Genomic DNA, 20,826 nt, shown 5'->3' with positions numbered 1-20,826 from the left:
GCCCGCGAAGCGGGCGTATCGAGATCCACCACCGTCAGAACCTGAGTCTGCAGACCCGCCGTGCTGGTGACGGCGGGTCTCGATACGCCCCTGCGGGGCTACTCGACCAGCATGAGTGCGGGCGGTGGACGGATCGGCGGGATGCGGACGGTCGGCGCTCCATGCTGATCGAGTAGCCCGCGAAGCGGGCGTATCGAGATCCACCACCGTCAGAACCTGAGTCCGCAGACCCGCCGTGCTGGTGACGGCGGGTCTCGATACGCCCCTGCGGGGCTACTCGACCAGCATGAGTGCGGGCGCTGGCCCGGCGGTGGACCGATCGGCGGGATGCGAACGGTCGGCGCTCCATGCTGGTCGAGTAGCCGCGGGACGCGGCGTATCGAGACCCGGTGAGTCGAGTCCGCGGAACGCGGCCCGTCGGGGTCGGCGGGGTCGCCGCCGTGGGCCCGCCGCTGAGCACATCTTCGCCGTGGGCGGAAGCCGCGGGCGGTGTCGGCGGCCGGGGTTATGGTCGAGCGATGAGCAGGATGGGTGACGTCGCGAGCGGCGGCGGGATGCGCGCGGGCGCGGTGCGCGGGAAGATCTCCAGCAGCGACCCCGACGCCCAGCGGCGGAAGAACTCCGACGCTCCGAGGATCGACCACCTCTTCTCCCGGATCGCCTCGCTCTTCCGCGCTCACCGCACCAAGCTCACGCTCACCGTCGCCCTCGTGCTCGTCGGCGCCGCCCTCACCGTCGTGCCGCCGCTGCTCACCCAGCTCGCCTTCGACCGCGGGCTCTTCCCGCCCGGCGGCCGTCCGAACCTCCCCGTCCTGCTCGAGCTTGTCGGCGTGATGGTGCTGATCTGGGTGGTCTCCGCCGTGCTCGGCGTCTGGCAGACCTTCCTCACCGCCACGGTCGGCAACAGCGTGATGGGCGAGCTGCGCATCCGGCTGTTCCGCCACCTCCAGGCGATGGAGCTCGGCTTCTTCACCCGCACCCGCACCGGCGTCATCCAGTCGCGCCTCGCGAACGACGTCGGCGGCGTGGCCAGCGTCCTCACCAACACCGTCTCGAGCGTGCTCGGCAACACCGTCACCGTGATCGCGGCCGTCGTCGCGATGCTCCTGCTCTCCTGGCAGATGACGATCGTCGCCGTCGTGCTCACGCCGGTGCTCGTCATCGCGCAACGCCGGGTCGGCCAGGTCCGCGCCCGGATCGCCACCAAGACGCAGGAGTCGCTGTCCGAGATGACGGCGATCACGCAGGAGACGCTGAGCGTCTCCGGGATCCTGCTCGCCAAGAGCTTCGGCCGCCAGGAGTCGGAGGTGACCCGCTACGCCGACGAGAACGGCCGGCAGATCGACCTCCAGGTCCGCCAGCAGATGTCCGGGCAGTGGTTCTTCGCGACCGTGCAGATCTTCCTCTCGGTGATCCCCGTGGTCGTCTACCTCGTCGCCGCCTGGCTGATCCTCGGCGGGACGACCGTCACCGCGGGCACCGTCGTCGCCTTCACCACCGTGCAGGCCCGGCTGATGTGGCCGCTGCTCGGGCTGATGCGCGTCGCGCTCGACCTGCAGACCGCCGGCGCGCTCTTCGCCCGCATCTTCGAGTACCTCGACCTGCGGCCCGCCATCGCCGACCGCGCGAGCGCCCGCGACGTCGACGGCGAGCTCGGCCGCGTCGAGCTGGACGAGGTCGTCTTCCGCTACCCCGACCAGACCGACGACGTCCGGCCGACCCTCGACCGCGTCTCGGTCTCGATCGCGCCGGGCGAGTTCGTCGCCTTCGTCGGTCCCTCCGGCGCCGGCAAGACGACCATCTCCTACCTCGTGCCCCGGCTCTACGACGTCACCGAGGGCTCCGTCCGCTTCGCCGGAACGGACGTCAGGGAGCTGCGGCAGGAGTCGCTCGTCTCGCACATCGGCATCGTCAGCCAGGAGACCTACCTCTTCCACGCCACGATCGCCGACAACCTCCGCTACGCCCGCCCCGGCGCGACGCAGGAGGAGCTGGAGGCGGCCGCCCGGTCCGCGAACATCCACGACACGATCGCGTCCTTCCCCGACGGCTACGACACCCTCGTCGGCGAGCGCGGCTACCGGCTCTCCGGCGGTGAGAAGCAGCGCCTCGCGATCGCGCGGGTGCTGCTGAAGGACCCGGCCGTGCTCATCCTCGACGAGGCGACCAGCGCGCTGGACACCGTCTCGGAGCGGATCGTGCAGACCGCCCTCGACGACGCCGCCCGCGGCCGCACCACCATCGCGATCGCGCACCGCCTCTCGACGGTCGTCTCGGCCGACGTCATCCACGTCGTCGACGGCGGCCGCATCGTCGAGTCGGGCACCCACCTCGAGCTGCTCGAGCGCCGCGGCCTCTACGCCTCCCTCTACGCCCAGCAGGTCGAGACGGCCCTCAGCTCCTGAGCCGCGTCGGCTGCAGCGCGCGGTGTCCGCGTCAGGCGCAGTCGACGATGAAGCGCATCAGCGCGGTGGCGTCGTCCGTCTCGAACAGCTCGTCGAGGGCGCGGTTGAATTCGAGGCGGCGGCTGTAGGGGATGTTGACGGCGTCGATACCGGCGCTCATCAGCACTCCCGTCATCATCAGGCGGGCGGTGCGCTTGTTGCCGTCGAAGTAGAACTGGCTGCGTGTCGCGGCGGCGAAGTAGGCGACCGCGCGCTCGCGCGGGTCGGGGAGGGTCTCGAGGAAGCGGACGAGCGAGTCGAAGCGCTCGATCAGTGCCTCGCCGCCGGTCCCGTGCTCGACGCCGGCGACGAAGCCGCCGTTCGCGAGTCGCACGCTGCCGCCGCCGGAGACGGTTCCCTCGCCGCGGAAGTGGCCGGACTCGATCGCCTCCTTCTCCGCGACCGTGCGGTGAAGGGTGTCCGACACGTCCTTGCGGAGGGCGAAGGCGCTCCGGCCGACCAGCTGGTCCAGATCGCTGTAGGCCTGACTCAGCGCCAGGACCTGCTCCTCGTCGGCCAGCGGCTTCCCGCCGACGGTCACGCCCTCGAGGAGGGTCCGCACCTCGGGGAGGGTGAAGGTGTTGCCCTCGAGCGCTGCGGCGTTCCAGACGAGGTCGGGCAGCGAGGCGCGGAAGCGGAACCGGGCGCGCTCGGAGGTGGTCGCCACGAGGCGGTTCCACTCGATCGTCGACGCGGTCCAGGTGATGCCCGTCCGCTCGCGCAGGAGGGCGCTGTCGGCGGCGGGGAGTGAGCGGGCCGCCGGTCCGTCGGTCCGTCCGCCCTCGGGGCGACGCCGATAGCCGGGTCCGGGTCGCTGCACGTCGGTCACGACCACTCCCGTCCCAGCTCCGAGGCGATCGCCGCCAGGTCGCCGCCGAGGCCGATGCCGTCGAGCACCGCCTGCAGCGGGGACACCAGGACGACTCCCTCGACGTCGACCGCGCCCTGGAACAGCGGGGCGGGTCCGGGGACCACGAGGACGTCGGCGTGCTCGGTCGTCGTCGGCGTCAGAGTGTCCGCGAGCAGCTGGGCGACCCGACGCGGGTCCGGGGTCCAGAGCACCGAGACCCCCTGCAGGTCGTACCCCATCGCATCGAAGGAGGCCGCTCCGGAGAGCGCCCACGGCTCCTCGGAGGCGTGCCCCGCGGAGGCGAGTCGGTCGATGCTCCAGCGCGGGCCTGCGAGGGCGACGGCACCCGGCCGGTGCTGCGGTGCGGACGCTCGACCGGCCTCGCCGAGGAGGAGCGCCGTCTCCCCGCGCGAGTATCGGGTGAGCCGAGCGGTCCAGGCCGCGATCTCCTCGTCGCCAGGGGTCACCGAGAGGTCTCCGAGCATGGCGCGCGCGGCCGACGCCGCGTGCGGATCGGAGAGGGGCCGGACCGACAGATCGAGATCGAGGCCCGCCGCGAGCAGGAGCTCCCGCAGATCGTCGAGGCGCGGGTCGGTCTGTCCCGAGAGGATCCGGTAGCCGGTGGCACGCGAGAGACCAGCGCGGGAGGCGAGGAGATCGACGGAGTAGCCGAGCTCCTTCTGCGCCGTCTCCAACTCGGTGAGTCTCATGCTTGAGACCCTACTCCACTCTGTCTCAATGGTGAGACAGTCCGAGTCGGAGGTTCCAGGTCAGGCGGCCGGGCGGTCGGCGAGCATCTGCTCCATCAGCGAGATCTCGGCCTCCTGGGCCTTCACGACGGAGGAGGCGAAGTCGGTGGCGACCGTCGCGCGGCTGCGGGCGAGCAGCGCCTCGGCCATATCGATCGCGCCGCGGTGGTGGGCGATCATCAGCTCGAGGAACCTGCGGTCGAAGTCGCGGCCGGTCAGCGTGCCGAGCTCGGCGATCTGCTCGGGCGTCGCGAGGCCGGGCATGCTCTCCGGGACGACGTCCTCCTCGGTGGACATGCCCATCGAGGAGTGCTCGTCGGCGGCGCCCGCGAGGGTCGGGCGGCCCATCCAGGTCATCGACGGCTCGGGCGCCGCCTGCGGGAGGCCCCACGAGTTCAGCCAGCCGAAGAGCTGACCGGCCTGCTGCTGCTGGGTGAGCAGGATGTCCTTCGAGACGGTGAGCACCTCGTCGTCGGCGCTGCTGTCGCGGGCGATCATCGCCAGCTCGGCGCCCTGGAGGTGGTGCACCTGCATGTCGCGGGCGAAGCCGGCCTCCGCGCTGGTGCTCGACGGAGTGGCCGAGGACGAGAACGGGGCGAGGGCGCCGAAGAGGTAGCCGCCCGCCGCGCCCAGGAGCAGGGCGACGACGGCGACGGCCGCGACGAGGAGGCGGCCCCTACTGCTTGCCGGGCGCATCGATGCCTCCGGTGCACGGGGCACCGGGCTCGGGTGCGGTCGAGGACTGCCAGAAGCGCTCGATGAACGCGTCGATGCGCGGGTCCTCGGGGGAGTCGATGGCGACCTGGGCGTCCCAGGCGCTGAGCACGATCGGGGAGTCGAGACCCTCGTAGGGCGAGACGACCGCGTAGGTGTCGGGCATCGCGGCGATCAGGGCGTCGACCTCGCTCTGCGGGAGGGACGGGTCGTAGGTCGCCCAGACGGCGCCGTGCTCGAGGTCGTGCACGGCGTTCTCGTTCGGGACGGGCTCGTCGTAGACGCCGCAGTTCATCCAGACGGCGTTGTGCGGGCCGCCTGCGGGAGGGGTCTGCTCGTAGTCGACGGTGCCGGCGACGTGGGTCGCGTCGTTCTCGAAGGTCTGCAGGCCGTCGATCTGCCGGGCCTCGACGATCTGCTGGTTGCCGAAGACGGTGACCGCGACGATGCCGCCGATCGCGACGACGGCGAGGGCCGAGAGCGACCAGATCCAGATCCGGCCGCTCCGCTTGCGCTTGGCCTGCTCGCGCTTGTAGGCCTCGACCTTGTCCTGGCGGGCGCGGTTCTTGGCGGACATCGTGTCTTTGGGCACGGTGGCGTCTCTCGTTCTGATCGCGGGGTGGCGCGCCGGGGGAGGCGCAGGCGCCTGAGAGGCGCTCTCAGAGGATAACGAGCGAGGCTCCGGATCGGATCAACGCGGGGTGGGAGTGCTTCGGGCGGGTGGGTCTCGATACGCCCCTTCGGGGCTACTCGACCAGCATGTTCCGCTTTCATGCTGATCGAGTAGCCCTCGCAGAGGGCGTATCGAGATCCGCCGGGGTCAGCCGGTGAAGGTCAGCCAGAGGAGCAGGCCGTTGAGGACGATCAGGAAGAGGGCGGCGAGGATCGCGCCGAGGGTGGTGAACCAGCGGTTCGCCTGGTCGCCCATCAGGGCGCGGTTGCGGGTGAGGGCGACGAGCGGCACGAGCGCGAACGGGATGCCGAACGAGAGCACGACCTGGCTGAGCACGAGCGCGCGGGTCGGGTCGAAGCCGATCCCGAGCACGATCAGCGCCGGGATCAGTGTCACGAGGCGGCGGGCGACGAGCGGCACGCGCAGGTTCAGCAGCCCGTGCATGATCTCCGCGCCGGCGTAGGCGCCGACCGAGGTCGAGGCGAGGCCGGAGGCGAGCAGCCCGACCGCGAAGAGCGTCGCGACGGCCGGGCCGAGGGCCGCGCCGATCGCGGCGTGCGCACCCTCGAGGCTGTCGGTGCCGGCGACGCCGGACAGCGAGTGCGCGGCGAGCAGGAGGATCGCGAGGTTCACGGTGCCGGCGATCGCGAGGGCGACGGTGACGTCGATCCGGGTGGCCGTGAGGATCCTCCGGCGGGCGGTCACCCCGTCGACGCGGCCGAAGCGGTCGCGCGCGAGGGCGGAGTGCGCGTAGATCGCGTGCGGCATCACGGTGGCGCCGAGGATCGACGCGGCGAGGAGCACCGACTCCGAGCCGTCGAAGCGGGGGAGGAGCCCGGCCGCGGCCGCGCCCGCGTCCGGCGGATCGACGACCACGCCCACGGTGAAGCCGACGGCGATGACGACCATCAGCGCCGTGATCACGCGCTCGAACGGCTGCGCGCCGCCGCGGGTCTGGATCACCAGCAGCACCAGCGACACCGCCCCGGTGACGAGTCCGCCCGCGAGCAGCGGCAGCCCGAACAGCAGGTTCAGCGCGATCGCGCCGCCGATGACCTCGGCGAGGTCGGTGGCGATCGCGACGGTCTCGGCCTGCAGCCAGTACGCCCGCCGGCCCCAGCGGCCGCGGAGGCGCTCGCCGAGCAGCTCGGGCAGCGACTTGCCCGTCATCAGGCCGAGCTTGGCCGAGAGGTACTGGATCAGCCAGGCCATCAGGTTGCCGAGGACGACGACCCAGACGAGCAGATAGCCGAAGCGGGCGCCCGCCGTCATGTTGCTGGCGACATTGCCCGGATCGAGGTAGGCGACTCCGGCGACCATGGCGGGGCCGAGGAGTCTGAGCAGGCGTGCATCGGCCGGACCCCGCGTCGTGGCGGTGATCGGAGGGGTCATTGCAGGTGTTGTCCGTTCCGGTCGGCGGTGACGCGAGGACCCCCACGATAGGGCACTCGTCTGCGCCGAGTCACTCCCTCGCGGGCCGCGCGGGAGCCGCCCGCGAGCGTCTCGGCGACCCCCGTCATCCGCCGATCCGCGGTTGATACGCTGGCCGCATGACCCTCGATCGAGCCCTTCCCGCACGCCCGGACACCGGGATGGCGTACGCCGATTCGGTGCTCGACCTGATCGGCGACACCCCGCTGGTGAAGCTCGGCCCGGTCGCCTCCGGCGTGCAGGCCACCGTCCTGGTCAAGGTGGAGTACCTCAACCCCGGCGGCTCGTCCAAGGACCGCATCGCGACCCGCATCATCGACGCGGCCGAGCGCGACGGGCTCTTGAAGCCCGGCGGCACCATCGTCGAGCCGACCAGCGGCAACACCGGCATCGGCCTGGCCCTCGTCGCGCAGCAGCGCGGCTACCGCTGCGTGTTCGTCCTGCCCGACAAGGTCGGCGAGGACAAGCGGAACGTGCTCACCGCCTACGGCGCCGAGATCGTCGTCACCCCGACGGCCGTCGCTCCCGAGGACCCCGACTCCTACTACTCCGTCTCGGACCGCCTGGCGCGGGAGATCCCGGGCGCCTTCAAGCCCAACCAGTACGCGAACCTCAACGGCCCGCTCAGCCACTACGAGACCACCGGTCCCGAGATCTGGCGCGACACCGCCGGCAAGCTCACCCACTTCGTGGCCGGCGTCGGCACCGGCGGCACCATCAGCGGCGTCGGCCGCTACCTCAAGGAGGTGTCGGAGGGCCGCGTGCAGATCGTCGGCGCCGACCCCGAGGGCTCGGTCTACTCCGGCGGCGGCGGCCGCCCGTACCTCACCGAGGGCGTCGGCGAGGACTTCTGGCCGAGCGCCTACGACCCCAGCGTCGTGGACCGGATCATCGCCTCCAGCGATGCGGAGTCGTTCGCGATGACGCGCCGCCTCGCCCGCGAGGAGGGCCTGCTGGTCGGCGGCTCGAGCGGCCTCGCCGTCTCGGTCGCGCTCAAGGCCGCGGCCGAGCTCGGACCGGACGACGTGGTCGTCGTGCTGCTGCCCGACGGCGGACGCGGCTACCTCGGCAAGATCTTCAACGACCGCTGGATGCGCTCCTACGGCTTCCTCGAGCACCGCGAGGAGGGCACGGTCCGCGACGTGCTCTCGGCCCGTGCCGCCAACCCGACCACCGGCGATCTGCCCGCCCTCGTGCACGTGCACCCCAGCGACACGGTCCGCGACGCGATCGAGATCATGACGACCTACGGCGTCTCGCAGCTGCCCGTCCTCACCGCCGAGCCCCCCGTGGTGATGGGCGAGGTCGTCGGAGCGATCGACGAGCGCGAGTTGCTCGACCGCGTCTTCAGCGGCGCGACCGCGATGACCGATCCGATCGGCGCCTCCGCCGGCGACGCGCTGCGGCTGATCGGCCTCGGCGAGAGCATCTCGGCCGCCCGCGCCGCGCTGAGCGAGGCGAACGCCCTGCTCGTCACCGACGAGGGCAAGCCCGTCGCCGTGATCACCCGGCAGGACCTCCTGTCGTTCGCGACGGCCTGAGCGCCACCCCCCTCCCTTCTTCTCCACCCCCTCGACCAGGAAAGCCCCGCGATCATGCCCAAGAAGCAGCACTTCGACACCCGCGCCATCCACGCCGGTCAGGAGTTCGACCCGACCACCGGCGCCGTCGTCCCGCCCGTCTACATGACGTCGACCTTCGTCCAGGACGGGATCGGCGGCTTCCGCGGCGGCTACGAGTACGCCCGCTCGGCGAACCCGACCCGCGACTCGCTGCAGGAGCTGATCGCCTCGCTCGAGGGCGCCGACGTCGCCTACTCGTTCTCCTCCGGCCTCGCCGCCGAGGACACCCTGATCCGCGCGGCGCTCGCTCCCGGCGACCACATCGTGCTCGGCAACGACGCCTACGGCGGAAGCCACCGGCTGATCGACCGGGTGCACGCGGCCTGGGGCATCAGCAACACCGCGGTCGACATGTCGAACCTGCGCGAAGTGCAGCACGCGATCCGCCCCGGCGAGACCAAGATGCTCTGGGTCGAGACGCCGTCGAACCCGCTGATGACCATCAGCGACATCGCGGAGCTGGCCGACCTGGCGCACGCGCACGACCTGATCGTGGTCGTCGACAACACCTTCGCCTCCTCGGCGCTGCAGCAGCCGCTCGCGCTCGGCGCCGACGTGGTCGTGCACTCGACGACGAAGTACCTCGGCGGGCACTCGGACGTGGTCGGCGGGGCGCTCGCGCTGCGCTCCGGCCCGCTGGCCGAGAAGGTCGCCTTCCTGCAGTTCGCGGTCGGCGCGATCTCGAGCCCGATGGACGCCTGGCTGACCGTGCGCGGCATCAAGACGCTCGCGATCCGGATGGAGCGGCACTCCAAGAACGCGCAGGCGGTCGCCGAGTTCCTGGCCGGGCACTCCGCCGTGACCGCCGTGCACTACCCGGGCCTGCCCTCGCACCCGGGCCACGAGCTGGCGAAGCGCCAGATGTCGGGGTTCGGCGGCATGCTCTCCGTCGAGCTGGCCACTCCGCGCGCGGCGCGCAAGTTCGCGGAGTCGACCGAGCTGTTCCAGCTGGCGGAGTCGCTGGGCGGCGTGGAGTCGCTGATCGGCTACCCGAGCGAGATGACCCACGCGTCGGTCAAGGGCACGCCGCTCGAGGTGTCGGAGTCGCTGGTGCGGCTCTCGGTCGGCATCGAGGACGCGAGCGATCTGATCGCGGACCTCGCGGCGGCGCTGCCGAAGAAGTAGCGGCGGAAGCCGGGTCGGCCTCCGTTCGGCACCGCCTCGGCGTCTGCTCGCACCTCCGGCTCGTGGTTCGCGGTTCGGCTCGCCGGATCCGGTCGTTTCCGCGTGCCGGAGGTGGTTCCGCGTGCCGGAGGTGGCCGCTGGCTGGCCATCTTCCGGCGATGAGTGGCAGTTCTTCGAGGGACACGGTGATCCTGCCACTGGCACGATCGGAAGCATGACCTCCTCCGTGCGCCGCCTCATCGACCTCAGCCACACCGTCGCGGACGGGCTGGTGACCTACCCCGGGCTGCCCGCGCCGCGGATCCGGCCGCACCTCACCCGCGAGGAGTCGCGCGCCGCCTACGCCCCGGGCACCGAGTTCGCGCTGGACGTCATCGAGATGATCGGCAACACCGGCACCTACCTCGACAGCCCGTTCCACCGCTACGCGGGCGGCACCGACCTGGCCGGGCTCGACCTCGAGACGCTGGTCGATCTCCCCGCCGTCGTCCTCGACGCGCGGGCGGCCGACGGGCGCGGGATCGACCGCGACGCGTTCGACGGCCTCGACGTCTCCGGTGCCGCGGTCCTGCTCTCGACCGGCTGGGACGCGCACTTCGCCACGCCCGAGTACGCAGCCGGCGCGCCCTTCCTCACCGCTGCGGGGGCGCAGGCGCTGATCGACGCCGGCGCGGTGCTCGTCGGCATCGACTCGCTCAACATCGACGACGTCGAGGGCTCGCGCGAGCGGCCCGCGCACAGCCTCCTCCTCGCCGCGGGGGTGCCCATCGTGGAGCACCTCACGGGCCTGGACGCCCTGCCCGCGACCGGCGCCCGCTTCACCGCGGTGCCGCCGAAGGTGCGCGGCTTCGGCACCTTCCCGGTGCGGGCCTTCGCCGTCGTGGGCGGCCGCTGACGCCACCGGGTGCTCGAGCGCGCCGGGCCTGTCCGGGAGGGACGCGCACGACGCCCCGGACGTCGGCGCCCTCCGCGTCAGGCCGGGACGGCCGTGCGGGCCAGCAGCTCCGCGATGCGGCCCGTGCAGCCGCCGCAGCCGGTGCCGGCCCGGGTGGCCGCGCCGATGCAGGCGACGGTGTCGTGGCCCGCGGCGGCCGCCTCGGAGATCGCGCCCGCCGAGACGCCGTTGCACCAGCAGACGGTGGCGTCGGGAGCGAACGGGTCGCCGGTCGGGGCCGCTCCCGCGTCCGGGGCGTCGAGGCGCAGCAGGCTCGAGCGGTCGGCCGGCAGCTCGGAGCCGCGCTCGAACAGCAGCGTCAGCTCGGCGCCGACCCGCGGCAGGCCGACCGAGACGAAGCCGCGCAGCACCCCGCCGACCGTCACGAGCTTGGCGTACCCGCCCCGGGCGGGGTCGGCCCAGACGGTGACCTCGGGGTGCGGGGCGCCGTCGCAGGCGTCCCAGGGCTCGGCCGTCGGATCGCCGCCCGCCACCAGGTCGACGCCCTCGGCCTTCAGCATCACCACGGCGGGGCGCGCGGCCGGCACGCGCTCGTCGGCGAGGCGGCCCCCCGCCTCCGCCGCGATGCGGACCGCGAGGCGGTCGGCCTGCTGCCAGCCCGGGCCGATCAGGCCGCTCGGCCCGCCCGGCACACGCCCGTCCGGCAGCGCCGAGCCGCGGGCCGCGACGTGGGCGCAGTCGCCGATCGCGAAGACGCGCGGGTCCGTCCAGCTGCGCTGGTGCTCGTCGACGAGGATCCCGGTCGAGACCGCGAGGTCGGCGCTCGCCGCGAGCTCAGTGCGCGCCCCGACGCCGCAGGAGAGCACGAGCAGATCGCCCTCGATCTGCTTGCCGTCCGCGCAGACCAGCGCCTGGAAGTGCGCGCGGCCGAGATCGTCGTGGGCGAGCAGGATGCTCTCCGAGCGGGCGTGCGACACCATGTCGACGCCGGCGGCGCGGGCGGCCGCGGCGAGCATCCGCCCGCCGCCGTGATCGAGGTTCCGCCCCATCGGGATGTCGCCGTGATACACGACCACGACGTCGGCGCCCTGCTCGGCGGCGGCGAGCGCGAACTCCACCCCGAGTACCCCGGCGCCGAGCACCACGATGCGGGAGCGGGCGCGCACCGCGTCGAGCACCACGCGCGCGTCGTCGAGGTCGCGCAGCGCGACGACGCGCTCGGGCAGCGGGCTCGCGCCCTGATCGAGCGTCTCGGGCAGCGCCGAGCGCACCCGCCGGTCGCGCCGCGAGCGCTCCATCCCGGCGAGGGTCGGCACGTTCGCCCGGGCCCCGGTCGCGAAGACCAGGCGGTCATAGGGGAGGCGCTCGTCGTCGTGCAGGCGGACGACTCCGCGCGCGCGGTCGAGGCCGACGGCGGCGGCACCGAGCCGGAAGACCACGCCGGCCGCCTCGGCCGTGGCGCGGTCACCGAGGTCGAGGCGCTCACGGGTCGCGCGCCCGACGGCGTACTCGGCGAGCAGCACGCGGTTGTAGGCGTCGGCCGGCTCCGCGCCGACCACGGTCAGCGCGACCGATCCGGCGCGGACGGCCGGCAGCAGCTCCTCGACGAAGCGCGCGCCCACCGGCCCGTAGCCGAGCAGGACGACCCGCTCGGGCGCGGCGATCCCGTTCTCGGCCGTCATCGGCTCAGACATCGAGCACCCCTTCCGCGCGGATCCAGACCCGCGTCCGCTTGAACTCCGGCATCGAGGAGATCGGATCGACGACCGCCTCGGTCAGCAGGTTGGCGCACTGCTCGCCCGCGTAGTGGAACGGCAGGAAGACCGTGTCGTGCCGGATGTCGGCCGTGACGCTCGCGCGCGCCCGCACCACTCCGCGCGCGTTGCCGACCGAGACCGGCCCGCCGTCGCGCACGCCGAGCCGGGAGGCGGTGGCCGGGTGGATCTCCAGCCGCGCCTCGGGCCGTGCCGCGTCGAGCTCGGCGACCCGCCGGGTCTGCGTGCCCGACTGGTACTGCTGCAGGTAGCGGCCGGTGATCAGCGTCAGCTCCGCGCCGACGTCGACCGGCGCCGGGGGAGCGGTGCTGACGGCGACCATCCTGGCCCGCCCGTCGGGGTGGCCGAAGTTCTCGCCGAAGAGCCGCGGAGTGCCGGTGCTGCCGACGGGGTACGGCCAGTAGGCGGCGACCCCCGTGTCGAGCAGCGCGTGCGAGAGCCCGGAGTAGTCCGCGACGCCGCCGGCCGAAGCGCGGGCCAGCTCGTCGAACACCTCCGCCGGGTCGGTCGACCAGGTCGACGGCGCGGCGAGGCGGCGGGCGAGCTCGCTCAGGATCCACAGCTCGCTGCGGACGCCGGCGGGTGGGTCGATCGCGCGGCGGCGGCGCAGGACGCGGCCCTCGAGCGAGGTCATCGTCCCCTCCTCCTCCGCCCACTGCGGCACCGGCAGCACGATGTCGGCCAGTGCCGCGGTCTCGGAGAGGAAGAAGTCGCAGACGACCAGCGTGTCCAGCGCGGAGAGCCCGGCCCGCACCGCGTCGACGTCGGGCGCCGAGACGACCACGTTCGAGCCGTGCACGAGCAGGCAGTGCACCGAGCGGCGGAGCTCAGCGAGCAGCGCGACGGCCGGCAGCCCGGGCCCGGGGATCGTCGACGGATCCACGCCCCAGACGCCGGCGACGTGGCGCCGCGCCTCCGGATCGCGGATCGAGCGGTAGCCGGGCAGCTGGTCGGCCTTCTGCCCGTGCTCGCGGCCGCCCTGGCCGTTGCCCTGGCCGGTGAGGGTGCCGTAGCCGGAGCCCGGCCGCCCGACCAGCCCGAGCACGAGCGCGAGGTTGATCGCTGCGGTCGCGGTGTCGGTGCCGTCCACGTGCTGCTCGACTCCGCGGCCGGTCAGCACGAAGGCGCGACCGGCGGCGAGGCGGCGGGCGGTGCGGCGGAGCAGCTCGGCCGGCACGCCGGTGACGGAAGCGGTGCGCTCCGGCCACCAGGACGCGACGCTGCGGCGCACCGCGTCGAACCCGGTCGTGCGCGCGGCGAGGTAGTCGCGATCGGCCAGCTCCTCGGCGAGCACGAGGTGGGTGAGGCCGAGCAGCAGCGCGAGGTCGGTGCCCGGCGCCGGCTGCAGGTGCAGCCCGGCGCCGTCCTCGGTGAGCCGGGCGGTGGCGGAGCGGCGCGGATCGACGACGATCAGCCCGCCGCGCGAGCGCGCCCCGGCCAGGTGCGCCAGGAAGGGCGGCATGGTCGCCGCGACGTTCGAGCCGAGCAGGAGGATCGTGTCGGCCTCGTCGAGGTCGGTCACCGGGAACGGCAGCCCGCGGTCGACGCCGAAGGCCCGGTTGCCGGCGGCGGCGGCCGAGGACATGCAGAACCGGCCGTTGTAGTCGATCCGCGAGGTGCCGAGCGCGATGCGGGCGAACTTGCCCAACTGGTAGGCCTTCTCGTTGGTCAGCCCGCCGCCGCCGAAGACCGCGACCGCGTCCGCGCCGTGCCGCTCCTGGGCGGTCGTGACGGCCACCGCGACCGCGTCGAGCGCCTCGTCCCAGGAGACCTCGACGAAGGTGCCGTCCGATCCGCGCACCAGCGGCGCCCGCAGCCGCTGGCCGCTCGCGAGCAGCTCGGCGGCCGTCCAGCCCTTCGCGCAGAGCCCGCCCCGGTTGGTCGGGAACTCCCGCCCCGCGATGCTCACCGGCGTCGGGTCGTCGACCCTGGTCAGCGTCATCGCGCACTGCAGGGCGCAGTACGGGCAGTGCGAGTCGGTCGGGGCGGGAGCGGCGGTCATCGTCAGATCCGGGTCCCGGTCTTCGCGGCCAGGCGGAGGTAGACGCCCGCCGTGATCGCGAGCATCACCGCGTAGGCCGCGACGAACCAGCCGAGCGCCGTCGTGTAGTCGCCGAAGGTCGTCTTCGAGTAGCCGAGCAGCTGCGGGATGACGAAGCCGCCGTAGGCGCCGATCGCCGAGATCAGGCCGAGGGCCGCGGCCGCGGTGCGCTGAGCGCCGACCCCGTCGTCGCCCTTCTGCCGGGCGCGCAGGGCGAAGACGGTCGGGATCATCCGGTAGGTCGCGCCGTTGCCGATGCCCGCCGAGGCGAACAGCACGAGGAAGCCGGCGAGGAAGAGCCAGAAGCTGCCGAGCGGCAGCGTCGCGATGACGAAGAGGATGCCGGCGCCCATGGCGACGAAGGCGGCGATCGTCACGGGTGCCCCGCCGAAGCGGTCGGCGAGCCGGCCGCCGTAGGGCCGCGAGAGCGAGCCGACCAGGGCGCCGAGGAAGGCGAGCGTCAGCGTCGCGGAGCCGACGGAGAACTGCGAGAACTCGGGGAAGGTGTCGGCGATGAGCTTCGGGAAGACGCCCGCGAAGCCGATGAACGAGCCGAAGGTGCCGATGTAGAGCACCGCCAGCAGCCAGAGGTGCGGCTCGCGCAGCGCGGCGAGGGAGGCGGCGACGTCGGCCTTCGCGGTCGAGAGGTTGTCCATCCGCTTCCAGGCCCCGATCATCGCGACGACGATCAGCGGCACCCAGATCAGGCCGGCGAGCGGCAGGTTCACCGTGGCCGCGGCGCCGATCGTGACGGCGATCGGCACGATCAGCTGCGCCACCGAGGCGCCGAGGTTGCCGCCCGCGGCGTTCAGGCCGAGCGCGTAGCCCTTCTGCGCGTGCGGGTAGAAGAAGGTGATGTTGGCCATCGAGCTGGCGAAGTTGCCGCCGCCGAAGCCGGCCAGCGCCGCGACCAGGAGCATCACGCCGAAGGGCGTGTCCGGGTTCCCCACTGCGAGCGCGAGTCCGACGCTCGGGATGAGCAGCAGGCCGGCCGAGACGATCGTCCAGTTCCGCCCGCCGAAGCGGGGGACCATGAAGGTGTACGGGATCCGCAGCGTCGCGCCGACGAGGCTCGGCATCGAGATCAGCCAGAAGATCTCGCCGGTGCTGAAGTCGAAGCCGGCCGCGGGCAGCTGGACGACCACGACCGACCAGAGCTGCCAGACGACGAAGCCGAGGAACTCGGCGAAGATCGACCAGCGCAGGTTGCGGCCGGCGACCCGGCGCCCCTCCGCCTGCCACTGCGCGGGGTCCTCGGGGTTCCAGCCGTCGATCCAGCGGCCGGGGCGGCGGGTGATGCCCGACGGGGTGGTCGTCGCGGCGCTCGTGGTGGCGGGGGCGGTGGTGGGCGGTGCAGCAGTCATCGGATCCTCCGGGGAGTGGGCGCGGGCGCGCCGAAGAGAGTGCGGGGAGTGAGTGCGGGGCGAGAGAGCAGGGAGAGAGCGGGGCGAGCGGCCGGGCGCCTAGGCGCTGCGGCCGAACAGCTCGGAGACGATGTCGACCAGCTCGCGCGCGGGCGGGTCGACGGCGGTGAGCAGCGGGGCGGTGGCGAGGTCGGCTCCCGCCGAGGCGGCGAGCGAGGCGAAGTAGCCGGGGGCGAGGAGGTAGGTGGAGACGAGCACGCGGGCGCCGGGGTGGGCGGCGCGCTCGGCGGCCACCGCCTCCGGGACGCGCGGCTCGGCGGCCGAGATGAAGGAGACGGCGACCTCGCGGCCGAGCTCGGCGGCCAGGAGGCGGCCGGTGGCCCAGCAGTCGGCGACCGCGCCGGCGTCGCTCGAGCCGGCCGCGGCCAGAACGACGCGGTCGCCGTCGGCGAGTCCCGCCTCGCGCAGCCGCCGGGCCAGCACGCGGGCGAGCCGCGGATCCGGGCCCAGGGCGCCGGTCACGCGGACGGGGCGGTCCGCCTCCGCCGCGGCCTCGGCGAGGTCGACGTGCACGTGGTAGCCGGCCGAGAGCAGCAGCGGCACGACGACGGCCGGGCGGTCGGGCTCGAGGGTGCCGAGGGAGGCCGGAACGTCGGGCTGCTGCACGTCGACGAAGGAGTCGAGGACGTCCGCCGCGGGGTTCGCCTCGCGGACCGCCTGGACGAGCGCGGCGACCGCGGTGCGGCCGTCGTCGTCGGAGGTGCCGTGCGAGGCGCAGACCAGCGCGGTCCGCTGGGCGACCTCGATCACTCCGCCCGTCTCCCGCACGCTCCAGGTGGCGAGGTGCAGCCGCGGCGAGGTGTAGCAGACGCCCGTCTCGAGGTCGAAGACGTCCTTGTGCAGGGGTGAGGCGATCGTCGCCCGCTGCACGCCGTCGACCGCGCGAGAGCCGACGATGCCCCGGGAGAGCACGGCCGCGCCGGTCGCCGGGTCGAGGTTCGAGACGGCGAAGACGCGGCCGTCGGGGAGGAGGAACAGCGCGAGCTGCACCCCGCCGACGAGCGCGGCCTCGCCCCAGAGCGGCTCGAGCTCGAGCCGGTTGCAGACGGGGACCCAGGTCGCGGCCGGAGCGGTGCGGGCCGTTGCAGGGCCGGCGGTGACGTGCTGATCGAGGAGGGTCATCGTCCCGCCTTCCGAGAGGAGTGCTGCCCGCGGCCGGTCGGCGGCGGTGAGCCCCACGGTAGAGAGCGCAGGTTTCGCGGGAGCACCCCTCCGGAGTCACGGGCGTAACGAAGCCCTCACGATGCCGGTCCGCTGTCGTGAGAGGTCGGTCACACGACGTTACGCAGGGGCAACGGGGGCGAAACCGCGCCTGCCTACGGTGGAGCCCATGACATCCCGAGGAGCGATCCCCACCGGCCCCCGACGCGTGCTCGTCGTCGGCGCCGGCCCCGCCGCCCACCGCCTGGTCGACGCGCTCGTCGCCCGCGCCGGCGCCACCGCCCTCGAGATCACCGTCTTCGGCGAGGAGTCGCACCACCCCTACGACCGCGTCGCCCTCTCGAAGCGCCTCGAGGGGATGACCGACCTCACCCTCGGCGACGTCGCGCTCTGGGAGTCGGCGACGCTCGTCACCTCCTCCCGCGTCGTGGCGCTCGACCCGGAGCACTGCCGCGTGCAGCTCGCCGACGGCCGCTGGTTCGAGGGCGACGAGATCGTACTGGCCACCGGCTCCTCCGCCACCGTGCCGCCGATCGAGGGCGCCGAGCACGGCCGCGTCTACCGCACCCTCGAGGACGTCGACGGCCTCGTCGCCGACCTCGCCGCCTTCCGCGCCCGCCGCGGCCGCCCGGCGAGCGTCGTCGTCGTCGGCGGCGGACTGCTCGGCCTCGAGGCCGCGGGCGGCGCGCACCGGCTCGGCGCGCGCACCGCGCTCATCCACTCCGGCCGCTGGCTGATGAGCGCTCAGCTCGACGAGGGCGCGGGGCAGGCGCTCGGCCGCATCATCGCGGCGCAGGGCGTCACCCTGCACCTGGGCAACCGGCCCACCGCCGTCCTCACCTCGCCGCAGGGCACGGTGCTCGGCGTCACGATGACCGACGGCACCAGCATCGGCGCCGACATGGTCGTCTTCTCGATCGGCATCACGGCGCGCGACGAGCTCGCCCGCGCGGTCGGGATCGAGGTCGCGCCCCGCGGCGGCGTCGTCGTCGACGAGGCCTGCCGCACCAGCCGCCCGCACGTCTGGGCGATCGGCGAGGTCGCCGCGATCGACGGCCGCACCGTCGGCCTCGTCGCCCCGGCCAACGCGATGGCCGAGGTGGTCGCCGACCGCCTGCTCGGCGGCGACGCCACCTTCCCCGGCGTCGACGACGCGACCAAGCTCAAGCTCTCCGGGGTCGAGGTCGCCAGCTTCGGCGATGCGCTCGGCGCGGGGGAGGGGGCGCTCGAGGTCGTCTACGCCGATCCCGCCCGCGGGCTCTACCAGAAGATCGTCGTCTCGGACGACGCGCGCACCCTGCTGGGCGGCATGTTCGTCGGCGACGCGGGGCCCTACTCCTCGCTCCGCCCGCTGCTCGGCCGCGAGCTGCCCGCGGAGCCCAGCGCCTACCTCGCGGCGGCCGGCGGAGAGGCGCCCTCGGGCGACCTGCCCGACGACGCCCAGCTCTGCTCCTGCAACAACGTCTCGGTCGGCGACGTCCGCCACGCGATCGGCGAGGGCTGCACCGAGCTTGGCCCGCTGAAGGCCTGCACCCGCGCCGGCACCCAGTGCGGCTCCTGCGTGCCGCTGGTGAAGAAGCTGCTCGACACCGAGCTGACCCGCGCCGGCGTCGAGGTGTCGCGCGCGCTCTGCGAGCACGTCTCGCTCAGCCGGAGCGAGCTGTTCGAGTCGGTCCGGATCCTCGGCCTGTCCTCGGCCGAGCAGGTCATGGAGCGCTTCGGCTCGGGCCTGGGCTGCGACGTCTGCAAGCCGGTGATCGCCTCCGTGCTCGCCACCCAGACCAACGGCTACATCCTCGACGCCGGCCAGGCGCCGCTCCAGGACACCAACGACCGCGCGCTCGCCAACATGCAGAAGGACGGCACCTACTCCGTCGTCCCGCGGGTGCCCGGCGGCGAGATCACGCCGGCGAAGCTCAAGGTGATCGCCGAGGTCGCCGAGCAGTACGGCCTCTACACGAAGATCACCGGCGGCCAGCGGATCGACATGTTCGGCGCCCGCCTGGAGCAGCTCCCCGAGATCTGGCGCATCCTCGTCGACGCCGGGATGGAGTCGGGCCAGGCCTACGGCAAGTCGCTGCGCACCGTGAAGTCCTGCGTCGGCTCGACCTGGTGCCGCTACGGCGTGCAGGACGCGGTCGGCATGGCGATCTTCCTGGAGGAGCGCTACCGCGGCCTGCGCTCGCCGCACAAGTTCAAGCTCGGGGTCAGCGGCTGCGCCCGGGAGTGCGCCGAGGCGCGCGGGAAGGACATCGGCGTGATCGCGACCGACACCGGCTGGAACCTCTACGTCGGCGGCAACGGCGGCTACCAGCCCGCCCACGCCCAGCTGCTCGCGCAGGACCTCGACGACGAGACGCTCGTCCGCTACATCGACCGCTACGTCATGTACTACGTCCGCACCGCCGAGCGGCTGCAGCGGACCGCGCGCTGGCAGGAGGACCTGCCCGGCGGCCTCGACCACGTCAAGGAGGTGGTCTGCGAGGACTCGCTCGGGATCGCGGCCGAGCTGGAGGCGGCGATGGCGACCCACGTCGACACCTACGTGGACGAGTGGGCGGCGACGCTCGCGGATCCGGACCGGCTGCGCCGCTTCCGCTCGTTCGTCAACGCGCCCGACACCGCGGATCCGCGGGTGAGCACCGTGCGCGAGCGCGGGCAGAGCCGGCCGGCGGGGCGCGACGAGCGCTCGGACGGGCCGGTGCTCGTGGCCGGGACGTCGATCCCGATCGGGCCGGGCGCGGTGTCGGTCGTGGGGCCGTCGGCGTCGGTGCCGGCGCCCGCGACGCTCGCGCCGTTCGCTCCGTCCGGCTCCGCCGCGTCGTCCGGCTCCGCCGTGCCCGGATCGGAGGCGTGATGCAGCTCTCCGTCGATCTCACCGGCCGCCGCGTCCTCGTCGTCGGCAGCGTCGCCGGCACCCGCCGGGTCCTCGCGCGCTACCGCGCGGCCGGCGCCCGGGTCGAGCGCTGGGACGCGGACGACGCGCTGTGCCTGCGCCTCGCTTCCGCGTCGCTCCTGCCCGCGGCCCGTCCCGCCCTGCTCGCCTGGGTCGAGGGCGCCGCGTCGCTCCGCTCGGCCGCGGCCGCCGAGGCCGCCCGCCATGGCGTCTGGGTCGTCGACGAGGCGGCCGCCGTGCACCGCCGCATCGGGCACGTGAGCATCGTCGGCGGCGGACCCGGCGACCCCGAGCTGATGACGCTCGCCGCGCACCGGGCCCTCCGCGAGGCCGACGTCGTGCTCTTCGACCGCCTCGGCCCGCACGACGGCCTCGCCGACTGGGCGCCCGGCGCCGAGCTGATCGACGTCGGCAAGACCCCCGGCCACCACGCCGTGCCACAGCACGAGATCGAGCGGCTGATGGTCTCCCGCGCCCTCGACGGGCTCGACGTCGTCCGGCTGAAGGGCGGCGACCCGTTCGTCTTCGGCCGCGGGTCGGAGGAGGTGCGCGCCTGCCGCGTCGCCGGCGTCCCGTTCACGATCGTCCCCGGCGTCACCAGCGCGATCTCGGTCCCCGCCGCCGCCGGCATCCCGGTCACCCACCGCGAGGTCAGCCGCGCGTTCACCGTGGTCTCGGGCCACGCGCCCTTCAGCGAGGAGGAGCTCGGGCACCTGGCCGGGCTCGGCGGGACCCTGGTCGTGCTGATGGGCGTGAACACGCTCCCGCACCTCGTCGCCGGGCTGCAGCGCGCCGGGATGACCGCCGACATGCCGCTCGCGATCGTCGAGCGCGGCTGGTCGCACGCCCAGCGCACCACGATCTCCTCGGTCGGCGGGGTGCTAAGCCTGCTCGCCGAGCTGGCGCCCCGCTCGCCCGCGGTGATCGTGATCGGCGAGGTCGTGCGGCAGGCGGCGTGCGATGATGCTCAGGATCCCGAGAGCATCGCCCGCGCGGTCGATGCGCTCACCCTGTGACCGCCCGAGG

At 73.6% G+C, this 20,826-nt stretch carries 15 protein-coding genes; 6 read left to right on the top strand and 9 right to left on the bottom strand.

The window, feature by feature from the left end:
• Window positions 1–527 precede the first annotated feature (527 nt).
• Entirely contained in the window at window positions 528–2,405 is a 1,878-nt protein-coding gene (locus EDF35_RS17695; protein WP_133963351.1) for an ABC transporter ATP-binding protein, read from the top strand.
• Window positions 2,406–2,436: 31 nt separating this feature from the next.
• Here the strand turns inward: EDF35_RS17695 and EDF35_RS17690 are convergent, their stop codons facing one another.
• The 5 genes from EDF35_RS17690 to EDF35_RS17670 form a co-directional block, all read right to left on the bottom strand.
• Window positions 2,437–3,273, bottom strand: a complete 837-nt coding sequence (locus EDF35_RS17690; protein WP_208323098.1) for a hypothetical protein — start codon at window positions 3,271–3,273, stop codon at window positions 2,437–2,439.
• The gene (locus EDF35_RS17685; RefSeq protein WP_133963290.1) at window positions 3,270–4,004 is read right to left on the bottom strand and encodes a hypothetical protein; all 735 of its coding nucleotides are present in this window, start codon (window positions 4,002–4,004) and stop codon (window positions 3,270–3,272) included. Before EDF35_RS17685 ends, EDF35_RS17690 begins: the two co-directional genes overlap by 4 nt.
• A 60-nt stretch (window positions 4,005–4,064) precedes the next feature.
• A complete protein-coding gene (locus EDF35_RS17680; protein ID WP_133963289.1) occupies window positions 4,065–4,739 on the bottom strand; it encodes a DUF305 domain-containing protein in 675 nt (224 codons plus the stop codon).
• A complete protein-coding gene (locus EDF35_RS17675) occupies window positions 4,720–5,349 on the bottom strand; it encodes a DUF3105 domain-containing protein (RefSeq protein WP_243840046.1) in 630 nt (209 codons plus the stop codon). Before EDF35_RS17675 ends, EDF35_RS17680 begins: the two co-directional genes overlap by 20 nt.
• Before the next feature lie 228 nt (window positions 5,350–5,577).
• Window positions 5,578–6,822, bottom strand: a complete 1,245-nt coding sequence (locus EDF35_RS17670; RefSeq protein WP_133963288.1) for an Nramp family divalent metal transporter — start codon at window positions 6,820–6,822, stop codon at window positions 5,578–5,580.
• 200 nt (window positions 6,823–7,022) lie between these two features.
• On the opposite strand from EDF35_RS17670, the gene EDF35_RS17665 reads away from it, so the two are divergent.
• From EDF35_RS17665 to EDF35_RS17655, 3 genes are all read left to right on the top strand, one after another.
• A complete protein-coding gene (locus EDF35_RS17665) occupies window positions 7,023–8,402 on the top strand; it encodes a cystathionine beta-synthase (protein ID WP_133963348.1) in 1,380 nt (459 codons plus the stop codon).
• 54 nt (window positions 8,403–8,456) lie between these two features.
• The gene (locus EDF35_RS17660; RefSeq protein ID WP_123447781.1) at window positions 8,457–9,608 is read left to right on the top strand and encodes a cystathionine gamma-synthase; all 1,152 of its coding nucleotides are present in this window, start codon (window positions 8,457–8,459) and stop codon (window positions 9,606–9,608) included.
• Window positions 9,609–9,822: 214 nt separating this feature from the next.
• Window positions 9,823–10,503, top strand: coding sequence for a cyclase family protein (locus EDF35_RS17655; protein WP_133963287.1), 681 nt, complete (start codon window positions 9,823–9,825; stop codon window positions 10,501–10,503).
• Between the two features lie 77 nt (window positions 10,504–10,580).
• On the opposite strand, the gene EDF35_RS17650 is transcribed toward EDF35_RS17655, so the two are convergent.
• The 4 genes from EDF35_RS17650 to nirD all read right to left on the bottom strand — a co-directional run bounded on the left by EDF35_RS17650 (window position 10,581) and on the right by nirD (window position 16,865).
• Window positions 10,581–12,197: an FAD-dependent oxidoreductase gene (locus EDF35_RS17650; RefSeq protein ID WP_243840045.1), complete on the bottom strand. Its 1,617-nt coding sequence runs from the start codon at window positions 12,195–12,197 to the stop codon at window positions 10,581–10,583.
• Window positions 12,190–14,280, bottom strand: a complete 2,091-nt coding sequence (locus EDF35_RS17645; protein ID WP_133963286.1) for a molybdopterin oxidoreductase family protein — start codon at window positions 14,278–14,280, stop codon at window positions 12,190–12,192. The genes EDF35_RS17650 and EDF35_RS17645 overlap by 8 nt, the downstream gene beginning before the upstream one ends.
• A gap of 2 nt (window positions 14,281–14,282) precedes the next feature.
• Complete coding sequence (locus EDF35_RS17640) at window positions 14,283–15,683, bottom strand: MFS transporter (RefSeq protein WP_133963285.1); 1,401 nt, start codon at window positions 15,681–15,683, stop codon at window positions 14,283–14,285.
• A 99-nt stretch (window positions 15,684–15,782) separates the two neighbouring features.
• On the bottom strand, window positions 15,783–16,865 hold the full coding sequence (nirD, locus tag EDF35_RS17635; RefSeq protein ID WP_133963284.1) for a nitrite reductase small subunit NirD: 1,083 nt from the start codon (window positions 16,863–16,865) through the stop codon (window positions 15,783–15,785).
• Between the two features lie 208 nt (window positions 16,866–17,073).
• Between nirD and nirB the strand changes: the two genes are divergently transcribed.
• Window positions 17,074–19,761, top strand: coding sequence for a nitrite reductase large subunit NirB (nirB, locus tag EDF35_RS17630; protein WP_133963283.1), 2,688 nt, complete (start codon window positions 17,074–17,076; stop codon window positions 19,759–19,761).
• A complete protein-coding gene (gene cobA / locus EDF35_RS17625) occupies window positions 19,761–20,816 on the top strand; it encodes a uroporphyrinogen-III C-methyltransferase (RefSeq protein WP_133963282.1) in 1,056 nt (351 codons plus the stop codon). The genes nirB and cobA overlap by 1 nt, the downstream gene beginning before the upstream one ends.
• Window positions 20,817–20,826: the final 10 nt, after the last annotated feature.

It is taken from the genome of Rathayibacter sp. PhB151, from assembly GCF_004366415.1.
In the GTDB taxonomy this organism is placed as follows: Bacteria; Actinomycetota; Actinomycetes; order Actinomycetales; family Microbacteriaceae; genus Rathayibacter; species Rathayibacter festucae.
Note: the sequence above shows the minus strand (reverse complement) of the source record. Positions and strands in the feature narration are given on the sequence as shown.

Coding starts and splice junctions, on each gene's coding strand:
- EDF35_RS17695 (WP_133963351.1), top strand. CDS start 528: ATGGGTGACGTCGCGAGCGGCGGCGGGATGCGCGCGGGCGCGGTGCGC.
- EDF35_RS17685 (WP_133963290.1), bottom strand. CDS start 4,004: ATGAGACTCACCGAGTTGGAGACGGCGCAGAAGGAGCTCGGCTACTCC.
- EDF35_RS17680 (WP_133963289.1), bottom strand. CDS start 4,739: ATGCGCCCGGCAAGCAGTAGGGGCCGCCTCCTCGTCGCGGCCGTCGCC.
- EDF35_RS17670 (WP_133963288.1), bottom strand. CDS start 6,822: ATGACCCCTCCGATCACCGCCACGACGCGGGGTCCGGCCGATGCACGC.
- EDF35_RS17665 (WP_133963348.1), top strand. CDS start 7,023: ATGGCGTACGCCGATTCGGTGCTCGACCTGATCGGCGACACCCCGCTG.
- EDF35_RS17660 (WP_123447781.1), top strand. CDS start 8,457: ATGCCCAAGAAGCAGCACTTCGACACCCGCGCCATCCACGCCGGTCAG.
- EDF35_RS17655 (WP_133963287.1), top strand. CDS start 9,823: ATGACCTCCTCCGTGCGCCGCCTCATCGACCTCAGCCACACCGTCGCG.
- EDF35_RS17650 (WP_243840045.1), bottom strand. CDS start 12,197: ATGTCTGAGCCGATGACGGCCGAGAACGGGATCGCCGCGCCCGAGCGG.
- EDF35_RS17645 (WP_133963286.1), bottom strand. CDS start 14,280: ATGACCGCCGCTCCCGCCCCGACCGACTCGCACTGCCCGTACTGCGCC.
- EDF35_RS17640 (WP_133963285.1), bottom strand. CDS start 15,683: ATGACTGCTGCACCGCCCACCACCGCCCCCGCCACCACGAGCGCCGCG.
- nirD (WP_133963284.1), bottom strand. CDS start 16,865: ATGACCCTCCTCGATCAGCACGTCACCGCCGGCCCTGCAACGGCCCGC.
- nirB (WP_133963283.1), top strand. CDS start 17,074: ATGACATCCCGAGGAGCGATCCCCACCGGCCCCCGACGCGTGCTCGTC.
- cobA (WP_133963282.1), top strand. CDS start 19,761: ATGCAGCTCTCCGTCGATCTCACCGGCCGCCGCGTCCTCGTCGTCGGC.